This is a genomic window from Verrucomicrobium sp. GAS474, assembly GCF_900105685.1.
Taxonomy (GTDB): domain Bacteria; phylum Verrucomicrobiota; class Verrucomicrobiia; order Methylacidiphilales; family GAS474; genus GAS474.
Window position 1 is genome coordinate 458,128 of sequence record NZ_LT629781.1, and the last position, 14,633, is coordinate 472,760.

Here is a 14,633-nt window from a genome sequence, read left to right on the forward strand (position 1 = left end):
ACGAATATGATCGATCCCGCCGCCGCCCAGGCCCCGTTCTCCGCCCTCACCTTCATCGTCGCCCCCGCGCTGCTGACGAACGCGACGAGCGTCCTCGCCATGAGCACGATCAACCGCCACCTCCGCACGCGGGACCGGATGCACGAGCTCTACAAGCTTCCCGACCCGAAGGACGAATCGGCCCCCGACCGCGCCCGGCGGATGCTCCACGTCGACCGGATCCAGCGGCAGGGCGAGCTCCTCCTCCACTCCCTCCACGCGATCTACATCGCCCTCGCCGCCTTCTCCGGCTCGACGCTCGTCACCCTCCTGGGGGCGAGCCTCGCCACCGTCTTCCCCGGCTTCGCCTACCATCTCTTCATCAACGTCGGCCTCGTGCTCGGCTGCGTCGGCGTCGGCGGGCTGATGCTCGGCAGCTGGCAGCTCTTCCGCGCCACCCAGCTCTCCCTCGTCAACATGCAGATGGAAGCCGACGCCATCCGCAACCGCGGGGCGACGATTCAGCCGCTGGGCTGATCAGTCTCGCGTGATTCGTCAAAGGGCAGGGCTCCCGCCCTGCCCCGCCCGCCTCCACCGCGTCGGCGGCATCCCCGCGCGGGCACGGAAATCGAGGGTGAAGTGGTAGGGCGAGGAATAGCCGAGCTGCCCCGCGATCTCCTTCACCGCGAGGGCGGTGTTCTGCAACAGATTCCGCGCGCGGCGGTGGCGGATTTCCATCCGGTATTGCTTCGGGGAGAAGCCGGTCTGCCGCTTGAACTCGCGGCGGAAATAGGAATAGCTGACCCCCATCTTCCGGGCGACCGACTCCGGGGAAACCTCAGGGCCTCCCTTCTCCCACTCGCCTTCGAGGAGCGCCTGCGCCTTGGAAACGATGCCACTCGCCCGCGTCGAGAAAGTCGCCGCGCTCTGCGGCCGGAGGGGATTCCCGTGCCGCAACACCAACGCCAGGATCTGCGCCGCGCAGAGCCCGAGGCGGACGGGGAACCCGGGCGGCTTCCCCCGCGCCAGCCGGAGCGCCTCCGCCCAGAGCGCCTCGACCTCGCCGACGGCTTTCACCGCGTGGACCGGATGCCGCGCATCGAGGAGCCCCGCCGCGCGGAGCTGGTCGAAGTAGGTCCCGTTCACCTCGATCCACGACTCGGTCCACCCCGTCTCGACGGCGGGCCGGTAGCGGTGCCAGACGCCGGGGAAGAGGAGGAAAAGCGTCCCCGCGCCCAGCCGCCGCTTCAGCCCCGGGGCCGACTCGAAGAGGCCCCGCCCCGCGCTCAGGTAGAGGAGCTGGTAATCGGCGAGCGTCCGCCCCTGCTCCCACGAGAAAAGGCGGCTCTCGGGATGGCCGCCGGACGGGTAGACCGCGTGCGGCGGCGTCCGGTTCACCCCGCACGCCGTGGCGTAGAGTCCCCAGGCCCGATCCCGGGCGGGGACGGGGAAATAGCTGTGGAAGTTGCGGCTCATCCGTTTTCTTGTGTCATTTTTTATATGGAAAAGATCAGTTTGTCGATTTATCGCCTTTCCCATCTGTGTCAAAAATAAGGAATGAGTACTCCCGCCTCCGCCTATGCCCATGCTCAAGCCGTCTATGCCTCCCACGGCGTCGATACCGAGGCGGTCCTCGCCCGCCTCGCCACGATCCCCCTCTCCCTCCATTGCTGGCAGGGCGACGACGTCGGCGGCTTCGAGACGCCCGACGCCGAACTGAGCGGCGGCGGCATCCAGGTCACCGGGAACTATCCCGGCAAGGCCCGCACCCTCGCCGAACTCCGGCACGATCTCGACAAGGTCTACTCCCTCCTCCCCGGGAAGCACCGCCTGAACCTCCACGCGTGCTATGCCGACCTCGGCGGAAAGAAAGTCGGGCGCGACCAATACGACGTCACCCACTTCCAGAGCTGGATCGACTGGTGCAAGGCGCGCGGCCTCGGCCTCGACTTCAACCCGACCCTCTTCGGCCACCCCCTCGCCAACGACGGCGCGACCCTCTCCAGCCGCGACGAGGGGATCCGCCGATTCTGGATCGACCACAGCATCGCCTGCCGGAAGATCGGCGCCGAGATGGGCAGGCAGCTCGGCACCGCCACTGTCACCAACGTCTGGATCCCCGACGGCTCGAAGGACCTCCCCGTCGACCGCAAGGCCCCCCGCGAGCGCCTCGAAGCCTCCCTCGACGCGGTCTTCCAGGAAGCCCTCGATCCCCGGCACCACCTCGACGCCGTCGAGTCGAAGCTCTTCGGCATCGGCTCCGAATCGTACGTCGTCGGGTCCCATGAATTCTACATGGGCTACGCCGTGAAGAACCGGAAGCTCCTCTGCCTCGACGCCGGCCACTTCCACCCGACGGAGAGCCTCGCCGACAAGATCTCCTCGGTCCTCCAGTTCGTCCCCGAGATCATCCTCCACGTCAGCCGCGGCGTCCGCTGGGACAGCGACCACGTCGTCCTCCTCGACGACCCGACGAAGGCGATCATGGAAGAGCTGGTCCGGGGCGATTTCCTCGGCCGCACCCACATCGGCCTCGACTACTTCGACGCCAGCATCAACCGCATCGCCGCCTGGGCCATCGGCGCCCGGAGCGCCCTGAAGGCCCTCCTCCTCGGCCTCCTCGAGCCGACCGCCCGGCTCCGCGCCGCCGAGGAAGCGGGCGACGGCACCCTGCGCCTCCTCCTCCTCGAGGAAATCAAGACCCTTCCCTTCGGCCTCGTCTGGGACGAATACCTCAAGCGCCACGACGTCCCCACCGGCGACGCCTGGCTGAACGAGGTGAAGAACTACGAGAAGACCGTGCTCTCGGCACGGGCCTGATTCCCTGATTGGCGACCGGAAAACCGGTCACCCCTTCGCGCCCCGCACCATCGAGGTCGCGAAGGCGGCCGCACCGAAGCCGTTGTCGATGTTCACGACCGCGACGTTCGGCGAGCATGAATTCAGCATCCCCAGCAGCGCCGCGACGCCGCCGAAGGCCGCGCCGTAGCCGACGCTCGTCGGCACCGCGATGACGGGGACGCGGACCAATCCGGCGACGACCGTCGGCAGCGCCCCCTCCATCCCCGCGCAGACGATGCAGGCCCGCGCCTCGGCCAAGACCGGGCGCTGGGAGAGGAGACGATGGAGGCCGGCCACGCCGACGTCGTACAGGCGGGTGACCGTGTTGCCGAGGAACTCGGCCGTGACGGCGGCCTCCTCCGCCACGGGAAGATCGCTCGTCCCCGCGCAGAGGACGGCGAGGGTGCCGGGGAAGGGAATCGTCTCGTGCTGGCGGAGGGAGAGGATGCGGGCCACCGGATGATAGGTGGCCGCCGGCACCTCGGCGAGGACGGCGGCGGCGGCCCCGGCCCCGGCGCGGGTGGCGAGGACATCGCCGCCCGCCGCCGCCATGCGGGCGAAGATTCCGGCGACCTCGGCGTCGGTCTTCCCCGCCGCATAGATCACCTCGGGCATCCCGGTGCGCAGGGCGCGGTGGTGGTCGACCTTCGCGTAGGCGAGATCCTCATAGGGAAGGTTGGCGAGCCGGGCCATCCCCTCCTGGGGCGTCGTCTTGCCTTGTTCAATCGCCGTCAACAGTTCGAGGAGGCTGGTCGGGTTCATCGTTTGATATTATAGAGTCTATCAGGTCGTCTCGCGAACGATCAACCGCGTGGAGAAGACCCGGGACCAGCCGCCCTTCGGTTTCTTCTCCCCGGCGATCTTGGCGAGGAGGACTTCGGCTCCCGCCTTGCCGATCTCGCCGGCGGGTTGGGCGATCGTCGTCAACGGCGGCCACGCGAGGGCCGCGGCGGAGCGGTCGTCGAAGCCGACGAGGGCGATCTCCTCCGGCACCCGTACGCCGCGGTCGTGGAGCCCGGCCAGGAAAGAGAGCGCGATGTGGTCCGCATGGATGACGACGGCATCGGGCCGCGCCCGCGCCGGAAGCGCGGCGACCGTCCGGCCCGCTTCCCGCAACGCATCGATCTCCTCCCCCGGATAATCGAGGAGGAGCGGCTTCCGCCCCAGCGTGCGAAGGGCCGCCTCGTACCCGTCGAGGCGGGTCCGGTCGTCGGTCGGCCCGAGGAAGGCAATCCGCTTCCGGCCCCGCTCCGCAAGGAGGAGGACCGCCTCGCGGACGCCCTGCCCCCGGTCGATCTTCATCGCGTCGTACCGCGGCGGCAGTTCCCCGCGCGGATCGAGGATCACGTAGGGAAGCTGCGCCCTCACCAGCAGCGCGAGGAGGGCGGGGAGGACATGCTCCAGCACGTAGGGATCGTGCTGTCCGGAGCCGACCAGGACGACCCCCGCCGGATTCTGGGCAAGCAGCTCCTGGACGAGCCGTTCGCCCCAATCGCCCCGCCGGGGCTCGAAGTGAAAGGCGACGGAGACGATGAACCCGGCCTCGCGGAGGCGTCGCTCGAGCCCGGCCACCTGGGCGAGCCGGGGCTCGTCGGCGGCGAAGGCGAGGACCGAGACGATGTGGCTCTTCGCGGTTTTCAGGCTCCGCGCCGCGAGGTTCGGCCGGTAGCCGAGCTTCCGGACGGCGGCCTCGACGGCTTCCCGCGTCTCGGTGCCGACGTAGCCCTTCCCCTTCAGCACCCGGTTGATGGTGCGGATCGAGACGCCCGCCGCCTGCGCCAATGCCTTGAGGGTCGCCATGAGTCGCCAGCCGGTGAAACCGCCTACCCCTTCTTCGCCGCGAAGGCGGGATCGAGGTCGAGGCCGAAGTAGCCCCGGGCGTTCTCGAAGCAGATCTCGCGGACCATCGCGCCGAGGAGTTTCCCGTCGTTCGGGAGGAGCCCCTTCGCCACGTCATTCCCGATGAGGTTGCAGAGAAGGCGGCGGAAATACTCGTGCCGCGTGTAGGAAAGGAAACTCCGGGAGTCGGTCAGCATCCCGACGAAGCGGCGCAGGAGGCCGAGGTTCGAGAGGGCGTTGAGCTGCCACGTCATCCCCTCGGCCTGGTCGAGGAACCACCAGCCGCTGCCGAACTGGATCTTCCCGGGAATCGTCCCGTCCTGGAAGTTGCCGATCATCGTCGCGAAGACGTAATTGTCGGCGGGATTCAGGTTGTAGAGGACGATCTTCGGCAGCTCGTCCGTCGAGGCGAGGCGGTTCAGGTACCAGGAGAGGGCGGCGGCCTGCGGGAAATCGCCGACCGAGTCGACCCCGGCATCGGCGCCGACTCGGGCGCGAAGGCGGCTGTTGTTGTTCCGCAGCGCGCCGAGGTGGAGCTGCTTCGTCCATCCCTTCGCCGCGTCGAGGCGGCCGAGGAGGAGCAGCAGCCAGGTGCCGAACTGCTGCGTCTCGGAGGGCGTCGCCGCCGTGCCGCCGAGGGCTTTGGCGAAGATCGCGCCCGCCTCGGCGTCGGAGCATTCCGAGGCGAAGCACGATTCAAGGCCGTGGTCGGAGAGGCGGCATCCCTGCGCGTGGAAGAAATCGTGCCGCTGCTTCAGCGCCGAGACGAAGCCGTCGAAGGTGCCGGTGTCGGCCTGCGCCGTCGCGGAGAGCTTCGCACACCACGCCTTGAAGGCGGCGGGCTGGTCGACGACGAAGGCCCCGTCGGGACGGAAGGCGGGATAGACGCGGGTCTTCAGGCCGGAGGCGGCGATCCGCGCGTGGTCGGGAAGGGGATCGGCGGGGTCGTCGGTCGTCACCACGACGGCGACGTTGCACTTCTCCAGCAGCCCGTGGACGGCGTAGCCGGGCTCGGCCAGCTTCGCGTTGGCCTGCTCCCAGATCGTGTCGGCGCTCGTCCCGTCGATGAGGAGATCGATGCCGAAGTAGCGCTCGAGCTCGAGGTGGCTCCAATGGTAGAGCGGATTGCGGAGGGTATAGGGGACGGTCGCGACGAAGGCGTCGAACTTCTCCCGATCCGAGGCGTCGCCGGTGCAGTAGCGCTCGGCGACCCCGTTGGAGCGCATCGCCCGCCACTTGTAATGGTCTCCCCCGAGCCAGATCTCGTAGAGATTGCGGAAGCGGTGGTTGTCGGCGATCAGCTTCGGCGGGAGGTGGCAGTGGTAATCGTAGATCGGCTGGGGGGCCGCCTCGTTGAAGTAGAGCTCCCGGGCGGTTTCGGTCTCGAGGAGGAAGGTTTCGGTCAGAAAGGTTTTCATTCTTGCCAATTTAGGCCAACGTTGGCACATTGGAGGACACATTCAATCAAATTAACGCCATGCCCTGGTTTTCCCTCCAATCCGAATCGATTCCCCGCACCGAAATCGAGCAGGCCTGCGCCCGCCTCCTCGACGAGGCCCGCACCCGTATTCCCGGCAGCGCCAAACTGGGCCGCGTCCTCCTCCTCCCTCCCGACCTCACCCGCGCCCACAGCGGGGCGGGCTGGATCACCGAGACCCTCTACAACCAGATCCTCGCCCTCAACCCCGCCGCCGACATCCACGTCATCCCGACCCTCGGCCAGCACGTGCCGCACACCGAGGAGGAAAACAAGTGGATGTTCGGCTCGATTCCCCATTCCCGAATCCACGCCCACGACTGGCGGGGCGGCGTCACCCGCGTCGGCGTCATCCCGGCGGAGCGGGTGAAGGAGAGCACCGGCGGCAAGGCCGACTGGGAGATCCCCGTCGACCTCAACACGATGCTGATGACCGAGAAGTGGGACCTCATCATCAACGTCGGCCACGTCGTCCCCCACGAAGTCCTCGGCTTCGCGAATCACAACAAGAACTACTTCATCGGCCTCGGCGGCAAGGAGACGATCTGCGCCTCCCACATCGCGGCGGGCGTCTACGGCATCGAGAACAACCTCGGCAACCTCATCACCCCGCTCCGCGCCTGCTACAACTGGGCGGAGGAGCAGTTCCTCGGCCACCTCCCCGACGTCTACCTCCAGGTCGTGATGAAGCGCGACCCGCAGAACAAGCTCGTCCACACCGGCGTCTTCATCGGCGACGACCTGGAGACCTATCTCCAGGCCGCGCGCCTCAGCCGCTCCGTCAACATCACGACGTTCGACAAGCCGATCAGGAAGATCGTCGCCCACATGCAGGGGGACGAGTTCCGCAGCACGTGGGTCGCCAACAAGGCCGTCTACCGGACCCGGATGGCGATGGCCGACGGCGGCGAGCTCCTCATCCTCGCCCCCGGCCTCGAACGCTTCGGCGAGCAGCCCGACGTCGACGCCCTGATCCGCAAGTACGGCTACGACACGACCCCGTGGGTCCTCGAGCAATACAAGAAGAACGCCGACATGCAGGACCTGGCCCACGGCACGGCCCACCTCATCCACGGCACCTCCGAGGGCCGCTTCACGATCCGCTACGCCCCCGGCGGCGGCCACCTGAAGAAGGAAGACATCGAGCAGGTGAAGTTCGCCTACGCCGACTACGACGAGGCGGTGAAGCGCTACCCGATCGGCCAGCTCGCCGAGGGCTGGAACACGATGCCCGACGGCGAGGAGATCTTCTACATCAGCACCCCCTCCGCCGGCCTCTGGTCGACGAAGCAGAAGCTCGAACGCGCCTCCGACCACGAAATCGCCTAGGCAGACCCGATGGAAACGGCGCACGACAAGCAGGCCCGGCTCGACGCCCTCCTCGGCGGATGGCGCGGGGAGGGCTTGCTGGTCGCCTACTCCGGCGGCGTCGATTCGGCCTTCCTCGCCTGGCGCGCCCACGCGGTCCTCGGCGACCGGATGAAGGCGGTGATCGCCGACTCCCCCTCGCTGGCCCGCCGCCACCTGCGCGAGGCCGTCCGCTTCGCGGCCGCCCACGGCATTCCCCTCGAGATCGTTCGCACCGCGGAGCTCGACAACCCCGACTACGCGAAGAACGACGCCGCGCGGTGCTTCCACTGCAAGAGCGAGCTCTTCACCGTCATGGCGCGGGAACAGGCCCGCCTCGGCGGCCTCCACCTCGCCTACGGGATGAACCTCGACGACCGGGGCGATTACCGGCCCGGGCAGAAGGCGGCCGAGCAGCACGGCGTCCTCGCCCCCCTCGTCGAGGCGGGGTTGACGAAGGCCGAGATCCGCGCCCTCTCCCGAGAGGCCGGCCTCGACGTCTGGGACAAGCCCGCCTCCCCCTGCCTCTCCTCCCGCATCGCCTACGGCGAGGCCGTCGACGCCGTCACCCTCGCGAAGATCGAGGCGGGCGAGGAGGTCCTCTGGGAACTCGGGTTCCGCCAGTTCCGCGTCCGGCAGCACGGCGAGATCGCCCGGATCGAGATCGCCCGCGAGGAGATGGAGAAGGCCCTCTCCCTGGCGGTCTTCGACCGCATCGCCCTCCAGTTCAAGGAAATCGGTTTTCGTTACGCGGCGCTCGACTGCATGGGGTATAGTTCGGGAAATCTCAACCAGGCACTGACCCATGCCCCCATCCCCTAGCGCCGTCCTCGCCCTCGACATCGGAACCTCCTCCAGCCGCTCCGCGATCCACGACGCCAGCGGCCGCCGCCTCGTTCCGACGACGGCCCAGGAAAGCTACTCCCTCCGGACCTCGGCCGACGGCCGGGCCGAGCTCGAGCCCGAGGCCGTCCGCCGGGCGGTCTTCAAGATCGTCGCCGCGACGCTGAGGCAATACCCCGCCTCGGCGGCCCCGATCCTCGGCATCGGCGTCTCGTGCTTCTGGCACAGCATGATCGGCCTCGACGCGCGGGGGAAGGCGATCACCCCGATCTACACGTGGGCCGACGGCCGGTGCCGCGCCGACGCCGCCGCGCTGCGGAAGGGCGGCAAGGGTACCGAAGCCCGCCGCCACCGCCGGACCGGCTGCATGACCCGCGCCTCCTTCTGGACCGCGCGGCTCCGCTGGCTGAAGCGGACCGATCCCGGCCTCTTCCGGCGCGTCGCCCGCTGGGTCTCCCCCGCCGAGTGGCTCCAGGCCGAATGGTGCGGCGGCGCCACCGTCTCCCTCTCGATGGCGAGCGGCACCGGCCTCCTCGACGCGAAGACCCTCCGCTGGAACGCCCCGTTGCTGAAACAGTGCGGCCTCACCTCCGCCCATCTCAACCCCCTCTCCGACGCCCCCGGCACCCTCGCCCCCGCCGTGGCGAAACGCTTTCCCCGGCTCGGCAAGGCGAAGTGGTTCCCCGCCCTCGGCGACGGCGCGGCGAGCAACCTCGGCTCCGGCGCGACCGCCCCCGGCGTCGCCGCGATCAACGTCGGCACCAGCGCCGCGCTCCGCGTCGTGATCGACGGCGACGCGAAGGAGCGGGCCTCGAAGACCTTCTCCCCCGCCCCCTTCGGCCTCTTCGGCTACCGCGTCGACGGGACGCGCCGCCTCGTCGGGGGCGCGGTCAGCAACGCGGGGAACCTCCGCGCCTGGGCGCTCCGCGAACTCGCCCTTCCCGCCGAGGCGGCACTCGAAAAGGAACTGGCGAAGCGTCCCCTCCCCGTCCCCGGCCTCGTCGTCCTTCCCTTTTGGGTCGCCGAACGGGCTCCGACCTGGCCCGAGGACCTCTCCTCGGTCGTCCTCGGGATCACCCAGGCGACGACCGGGACCGACCTCCTCCAGACCCTCATGGAGGCGACCTACCAGCGCCTCGCCCTGATCGCCGATTCGGTCGAATCGGTCGTCAGGAAGGCCGGGACCAAAAAAGGCCGCTCCCTCACCTTCATCGTCTCCGGCGGCATCAGCCACTCGCCCGCCGCCCTCCAGCGGCTCGCCGACGTGCTGGGCCGCCCCGTCCGCGCCTCGGTCGAGCCCGAGGCCTCGCTGCGCGGCGCGGCCCTCTTCGCGCTCGAGCGGCTCGGGGCCACGCCGCGCCCCTCGAAGCCCGGCCCGCTGATCCGGCCCCGGCCCGCCGCCGCCCGCGCCCATGCCGCCGTCCGGGAGCGGCAGAAAGAACTCGAAACCCTTTTCCAAAACCCCACCCCCTGATTCCTCCCCTCCCATGACGACCCCCGCCGCCCCCTCGCCCTCCCGTTTCGATCTCTCCCACGCCGTCGCCGTCGTCATCGGCGCGACAGGCGTCCTCGGCGGCACCCTCGCCGAGGGCCTCGCCGAGGCGGGGGCGAAGGTCGCCGTCCTCGGCCGCAGCGCCGAGCGCGGCACCGCCTGCGCCGACCGGATCAAGGCGAAGGGCGGCAACGCGCAGTTTTTTGAATGCGACGCGATCGACAAGGCGAGCCTCGCCGCCGCCCACGCGGCGATCGCCGAATCGCTCGGCGCGCCGACGGTCCTCGTCAACGCGGCGGGCGGCAACGATCCGAAGGTGACGGTGACCGGCGACCGGAGTTTCGAGTCGATCGCCGCCGACGACTGGCGGGCGAGCTTCGACCTGAACCTCGTCGGCGGGGCGCTCCTCCCCTGCCAGGAATTCGGCCCCGCGATGGCGAAGCGGGGCGGCGGCTCGATCATCAACATCGCCAGCGTCTCGGCCCACCTCCCCCTCTCCCGCGTCATCGCCTACTCGGCGGCGAAGGCCGCGGTGCTGAACCTCACCCAGTTCCTCGCCCGCGAGTGGGCGCCCCACGGCGTCCGGGTGAACTCGATCACCCCCGGCTTCTTCCCCGCCGAGCAGAACCGCCGCCTCCTCTTCAACGAGGACGGAACGCCGACCCCCCGCGCCCAGTCGATCCTCGGCCACACACCGATGGCCCGCTTCGGGAGGAGCGAGGAGCTGATCGGCGCCGCCGTCTTCCTGGCAAGCCCCGCCGCGAGCGGCTTCATCACCGGCACCGACCTCCGCGTCGACGGCGGGTTCCTGGCGCAGACGATCTAGACCATAGCGCGAGGAATCCCCGCGATCCCTGCCCTTACGCGCCGACGGTCGGATACCCGCGCGCTCTCCACGCGCTGAGGCCGCCGTTGAGGACGCGGGCCGACTTGGCGCCGAGCTTCTGCAGCCGCTCGACGGCGAGGACCGAGGCCTGGTCCCGGGGGCAGTCGCAGTAGGCGATCAGCGGGCGGTCGAGGGGGATCTCGTGCGCGCGCGACTCCAGCTCGCCGTAATGGAAGCGGAGCGCGCCGGGGAGGCTCACCGGGTCGAGGCCGAAGTTGATCGGATGGCGGATGTCGAGGGCGACGACGTCGTCGCCGCGGTCGAGCATCGCCTTGAACTCGTCGACGGTGACGCCCTGCCGCAGCTCCTTCTCCAGCCGGGCCACGTAGCGGCGGCGCCATTCATAGCGGCCGATCAGGAAGAGGACGAGGAGGCCGGCGACGATCGCCGGGAGATGGGCGCGCAGCAGGGCGAGGGCGGCCTCGGGGCTCGGCAGCGCGGCCCGCAATCCCATCCCGGCCAGCAGCGGTACCGCGCCCCAGACCACGGCCCCGACGGTGTTGTAGGCGAGGAACTGCCGCAACGTGATCCCCGTCGCCCCGGCGAGCGGCGGGGCGAGCGTATTGAGGCCGGGGACGAATTTCGCGAAGAGGAGGGTCTGCGCGCCGTACTTGCCGAAGAGGTTCTTCGTGCTGGCGATGCAGGTGTTCGGCTTCCACGAAAGGCGGCAGATGAAGTGGAGGATGTGGACCCCCTTCGCCCGCCCGAGGAAGAACCAGAGGAGATCGGCGGCGAGGCAGGCGACGACGGTCAGCAGCAGGCACCAGCCGAAGCCGAGGCGGCCTGCGGTGACGAACGAGCCCGCCGCGATGAGGACCGGGACCGCCGGGATCGGGAGCCCGGCCTGCTCGACGAAGATCCAGAGGAAGAGCCCCGCGTAGCCGAGATCGGAGATGAAGGGGAGGTGATCGAGCATGGAGGGGAGGATGATTAAAGCGTGGCGACCGCGCCCGCCGCGATTTCCCGGGCCTCGCCGTTCCACGTGATCCAGACGGGACGCGACGCGAGGTTCTGAACCTGCCGTCCGTCGACGCCGCAGCGGAGGGCGCGCTGGGCGCGGAGGTAGTCGGCGATCTCGATGTTCGTGGCGCACCACGCGTTCCCCTCCTTCGCGACCCGCTCGGCGAAGCGTTCGATCACGTCCCAGTTGTTGTCGTTCGGGAACTCGTAGCTGTGGCCCCAGACGTAGAGGAGGCGGAGCCGCGCCTGCCACGACTGCATCGGGGTGAAGAATTCCTCGGCCTTCGCGGCGAGGTCGTGCTTGTGATGGCAGGTGGGATGCCAGAGGAGGAGGTTCTCCGGGACGTGGAAGCGGCCATGGGACTCGACGGTCCGCGCGTACTCGATCCCGAGGTGGGGAAGGCGGGAGACGACCTCCGGGCTGTGGGTCCCGAAGGGATAGGACATCCCCCGGACGGGATAGCCCGCCAGCGCCTCGAGGGCGGCCCGGTCGTCGAGGATCTCCCGCGCCAGCTCTTCGCGGGAAAGGGCGTCGAGATGGGGATGGGTCACCGAATGGGCCGAGATCTCATGCCCCGCGAAGAGGGTGGCGATCTCTTCCCGCGCCAGTTTCTTCTCCCGGCCCAGAACCCCCGAATTAAGATGGAACGTCCCCTTCAGGCCGTGGGCGTTGAGGATCTCGACGAGGCGGCGATCCTCGACGACGCCGTCGTCGTAGCTCAGCGTGACGGCGCGGCTGACGCCGCCGGGAAAGAGATCCAGCCGGATGGAAGGGAGGGCCATCCCCCCATTTTCCCGAAAACGGGACGCTTGGCCATCGCTTTTAAGCGACGCCCCCGCTCAAAAGGCGAGGCCGACCTCGATCTCCCGGCCCGGCCCGACGGGGAGGTCGAGACGCCACAGGCCGTTCCCGCAGGCCGCGGCATTGACCCCGGGCAGCGAGGGCATCCCGCCGTCGATCCAGAGATAGACGGGGCCCGTCTCGGCGAGGGTGAAGCGGAGCGTGTTCCCCGCCTCCGCCACCGTCCCGGGCGCCAGCGCGAGGGGCCCCATGTATTTGTCGGCCCGCCCCAGGACGACAGCGCGGGTCGCCTCGCCGGGGACGGCGACCAGCCAAAAGAGCTCGTCGCCGAAATGATCGAGCGCGAGCGGGAACCCCTCGCCCGGCCGGAGGACCCGGAGCGTCCGATCCGCCCACCGGAAGAGGATCGTCCGCCCGGAGGCGGGAGCCGCCGCCTCATCCTCGGCTTTCCCCTCGGAGACGAGGCGGTAGGACTGGCCCGCCTCCCAGTCCCGCCCGGAGAGGGTGCCCGAGACCGGCTGCTCCGGGGCGGTGAGGTTGTAGGCGATGAGGGCGACCGCCGACGGGGTGAGCGGGGCGATGGTCTTGAAGAGCGCCCGGTCCTCGTAGGTGTCGACGAAGAGACTGTCGGGAGCGGGGACGGCGGGATGGGCCGGCATGAGGAGCCGCCCGTCGGCGTAGCAAAGCGGGGCGACCTGGGCGGCGTCGATCTCGTCGGGAGCGTCGGAGAGGTAGATGGGGCCGCCGGAGAGTGCCTTGCTCCGGGCCATGAGCGGCCCGGCGAGCGCGTCGCTCGAATGGAACATGTCGTGGTCGCACCAGACGGTCTGGCCGAGCCAGAGGGAGTTGAAATAGGAGTTGGAGAGATGGTGCTTCGCCCGCCAGAGATCGCCCTTCTTGTAATCCTCGCTGCACCGGGTCAGCTGCGTCGAACGGGTGTTGAAGGCGCAGATGTTATTGTGGGCCATGCAGTTGATGCCCCCCAGGAAGCGCCGGCCCATCCCGGCCTCGAAGGCGGCGTGGCTGCGGCGCGTGGCGCTCACGGCGTTGGCGACGCGGCCCGAGTAGAAGACGACGTTCTTCGCCTCGCCGTCGGCCTTGATGAAATCGAACCCGGCGTCGGCGATCGAATCGAGCCACGCGCGGTAGAACCGGTCGGCGGCCTCGGCGGAGCCGTCGGGAAGCCAGCGCCCCTTGTCGAACTCGACGAGGGTGGCGGCGATGTCCGGGGGGAATTTTTCAGGCCCGTGGAGGCCGCCCCAATAGCCGCTGAAGTTGATCCAGAGGCCGAGCCAGTCGATCCCCGCCGCGCGGCGCGCCTCCTGCACCGCCGTCCAGCCGTTCGGGAAACGACTCGCGTCGGTGCCGAAGCTGACCAGGCGGTCGTCGGGCATCCCGTTGTTCCCCTCCTGCGTGTCGTGGAGGGCGCCGGGGAGGGAGCTGTCGAGGTGGCCGTCGTCAATCAGCACCCACCGGATGGGGACGCCCGATTTCTTAAGATCGGCGAAGGCCGAGACGAGGAGGGGCTCCGAAATGTCGAGCTTGTACTGCTCGAAGGTACACCAACCGAGATAGTGGAACGGCTCCGGGAGCGTCTTCCCCGCGCGGAGGCCGAGGCTGCCCGCGATGCGGGGATGTTCGGCGGCCTGCTCCCACACGCGGCGGCAGGCGCGGTAGGGATCGGCGTCCCGTGCCCAGGCCAGGAGGGGCAGGGTTTCCTCCAGCCCGGCGAGGCCGAAATGATCGCCCTCCAGCAGGAGCCCCTCCGCGTCGCCGCGCAGCCACGCCATGAGGAGATCGCTGACGAGGGGCAACACCGCGAGGTAACCTCCCCCGGCCAGCTCGACGAGGAGGAACATCCCGCCCCGCTTCAGGTTCTTCAACTCGGGGACCGGGAGCGGATGGCACTGGTTGTACCCCTCGGGCCAAAGGTCGAGATCGGGCGCGATGGCGTGGCGCTGGAAGGGGGCGAAATAGCAGGCCTTCGCCATCGCGGGGAGACGGAGGCGGAGGCGGACGGGTGGCTCCGCATGCAAACCGGGAACGATGCGAACGGGAGACTCGACGAGTCCTTCGGCAGAGGGAGCGATGGTGCTGAGGTCGATTTCAGGGAAGTCGACGAGAGAGGCAGACATGACCCGAGAGGATGGGTCAACCGCCGTTCGCT

Annotated in this window: 13 protein-coding genes; 6 read left to right on the top strand and 7 right to left on the bottom strand. The window is 69.3% G+C overall.

Annotation, left to right across the window (positions count from 1 at the left end; all coding sequences use genetic code 11):
• The first annotated feature begins 6 nt into the window (after positions 1-6).
• Positions 7-516, top strand: coding sequence for a DUF2721 domain-containing protein (locus tag BLU04_RS01990; RefSeq protein WP_093281552.1), 510 nt, complete (start codon positions 7-9; stop codon positions 514-516).
• Positions 517-534: 18 nt separating this feature from the next.
• On the opposite strand, the gene BLU04_RS01995 is transcribed toward BLU04_RS01990, so the two are convergent.
• Positions 535-1,455: an AraC family transcriptional regulator gene (locus BLU04_RS01995; protein WP_162274612.1), complete on the bottom strand. Its 921-nt coding sequence runs from the start codon at positions 1,453-1,455 to the stop codon at positions 535-537.
• A gap of 81 nt (positions 1,456-1,536) precedes the next feature.
• Between BLU04_RS01995 and BLU04_RS02000 the strand changes: the two genes are divergently transcribed.
• A complete protein-coding gene (locus tag BLU04_RS02000) occupies positions 1,537-2,799 on the top strand; it encodes an L-rhamnose isomerase (RefSeq protein ID WP_093281557.1) in 1,263 nt (420 codons plus the stop codon).
• 27 nt (positions 2,800-2,826) lie between these two features.
• Here the strand turns inward: BLU04_RS02000 and larB are convergent, their stop codons facing one another.
• From larB to uxaC, 3 genes are read right to left on the bottom strand one after another with little or no spacing between them, the layout of a single operon-like run.
• Complete coding sequence (larB, locus tag BLU04_RS02005; protein ID WP_093281560.1) at positions 2,827-3,582, bottom strand: nickel pincer cofactor biosynthesis protein LarB; 756 nt, start codon at positions 3,580-3,582, stop codon at positions 2,827-2,829.
• A gap of 21 nt (positions 3,583-3,603) precedes the next feature.
• Entirely contained in the window at positions 3,604-4,620 is a 1,017-nt protein-coding gene (locus BLU04_RS02010; protein ID WP_093281563.1) for a LacI family DNA-binding transcriptional regulator, read from the bottom strand.
• Between the two features lie 23 nt (positions 4,621-4,643).
• Complete coding sequence (gene uxaC / locus BLU04_RS02015; protein ID WP_093281565.1) at positions 4,644-6,077, bottom strand: glucuronate isomerase; 1,434 nt, start codon at positions 6,075-6,077, stop codon at positions 4,644-4,646.
• 59 nt (positions 6,078-6,136) lie between these two features.
• Between uxaC and BLU04_RS02020 the strand changes: the two genes are divergently transcribed.
• From BLU04_RS02020 to BLU04_RS02035, 4 genes are read left to right on the top strand one after another with little or no spacing between them, the layout of a single operon-like run.
• Positions 6,137-7,465: a lactate racemase domain-containing protein gene (locus BLU04_RS02020; protein WP_093281568.1), complete on the top strand. Its 1,329-nt coding sequence runs from the start codon at positions 6,137-6,139 to the stop codon at positions 7,463-7,465.
• Between the two features lie 9 nt (positions 7,466-7,474).
• A complete protein-coding gene (gene larE / locus BLU04_RS02025; RefSeq protein WP_093281571.1) occupies positions 7,475-8,305 on the top strand; it encodes an ATP-dependent sacrificial sulfur transferase LarE in 831 nt (276 codons plus the stop codon).
• Positions 8,289-9,800, top strand: a complete 1,512-nt coding sequence (locus BLU04_RS02030) for a gluconokinase (protein WP_093281573.1) — start codon at positions 8,289-8,291, stop codon at positions 9,798-9,800. Before larE ends, BLU04_RS02030 begins: the two co-directional genes overlap by 17 nt.
• A gap of 13 nt (positions 9,801-9,813) precedes the next feature.
• On the top strand, positions 9,814-10,644 hold the full coding sequence (locus BLU04_RS02035) for an SDR family oxidoreductase (protein ID WP_093281577.1): 831 nt from the start codon (positions 9,814-9,816) through the stop codon (positions 10,642-10,644).
• Positions 10,645-10,678: 34 nt separating this feature from the next.
• On the opposite strand, the gene BLU04_RS02040 is transcribed toward BLU04_RS02035, so the two are convergent.
• Genes BLU04_RS02040 through BLU04_RS02050 form a run of 3 tightly spaced genes read right to left on the bottom strand, consistent with a single transcriptional unit; the run spans position 10,679 to position 14,601 of the window.
• A complete protein-coding gene (locus BLU04_RS02040; RefSeq protein WP_093281580.1) occupies positions 10,679-11,620 on the bottom strand; it encodes a VTT domain-containing protein in 942 nt (313 codons plus the stop codon).
• 14 nt (positions 11,621-11,634) lie between these two features.
• Positions 11,635-12,447, bottom strand: a complete 813-nt coding sequence (locus BLU04_RS02045; protein ID WP_093281582.1) for a polysaccharide deacetylase family protein — start codon at positions 12,445-12,447, stop codon at positions 11,635-11,637.
• Between the two features lie 57 nt (positions 12,448-12,504).
• On the bottom strand, positions 12,505-14,601 hold the full coding sequence (locus BLU04_RS02050) for a Sip1-related alpha-galactosidase (protein WP_093281585.1): 2,097 nt from the start codon (positions 14,599-14,601) through the stop codon (positions 12,505-12,507).
• Positions 14,602-14,633: the final 32 nt, after the last annotated feature.

Coding starts and splice junctions, on each gene's coding strand:
- uxaC (WP_093281565.1), bottom strand. CDS start 6,077: ATGAAAACCTTTCTGACCGAAACCTTCCTCCTCGAGACCGAAACCGCC.
- BLU04_RS02045 (WP_093281582.1), bottom strand. CDS start 12,447: ATGGCCCTCCCTTCCATCCGGCTGGATCTCTTTCCCGGCGGCGTCAGC.
- larE (WP_093281571.1), top strand. CDS start 7,475: ATGGAAACGGCGCACGACAAGCAGGCCCGGCTCGACGCCCTCCTCGGC.
- BLU04_RS02030 (WP_093281573.1), top strand. CDS start 8,289: ATGCCCCCATCCCCTAGCGCCGTCCTCGCCCTCGACATCGGAACCTCC.
- BLU04_RS02000 (WP_093281557.1), top strand. CDS start 1,537: ATGAGTACTCCCGCCTCCGCCTATGCCCATGCTCAAGCCGTCTATGCC.
- BLU04_RS02020 (WP_093281568.1), top strand. CDS start 6,137: ATGCCCTGGTTTTCCCTCCAATCCGAATCGATTCCCCGCACCGAAATC.
- BLU04_RS02040 (WP_093281580.1), bottom strand. CDS start 11,620: ATGCTCGATCACCTCCCCTTCATCTCCGATCTCGGCTACGCGGGGCTC.
- larB (WP_093281560.1), bottom strand. CDS start 3,582: ATGAACCCGACCAGCCTCCTCGAACTGTTGACGGCGATTGAACAAGGC.
- BLU04_RS02035 (WP_093281577.1), top strand. CDS start 9,814: ATGACGACCCCCGCCGCCCCCTCGCCCTCCCGTTTCGATCTCTCCCAC.
- BLU04_RS01995 (WP_162274612.1), bottom strand. CDS start 1,455: ATGAGCCGCAACTTCCACAGCTATTTCCCCGTCCCCGCCCGGGATCGG.
- BLU04_RS02050 (WP_093281585.1), bottom strand. CDS start 14,601: ATGTCTGCCTCTCTCGTCGACTTCCCTGAAATCGACCTCAGCACCATC.
- BLU04_RS02010 (WP_093281563.1), bottom strand. CDS start 4,620: ATGGCGACCCTCAAGGCATTGGCGCAGGCGGCGGGCGTCTCGATCCGC.
- BLU04_RS01990 (WP_093281552.1), top strand. CDS start 7: ATGATCGATCCCGCCGCCGCCCAGGCCCCGTTCTCCGCCCTCACCTTC.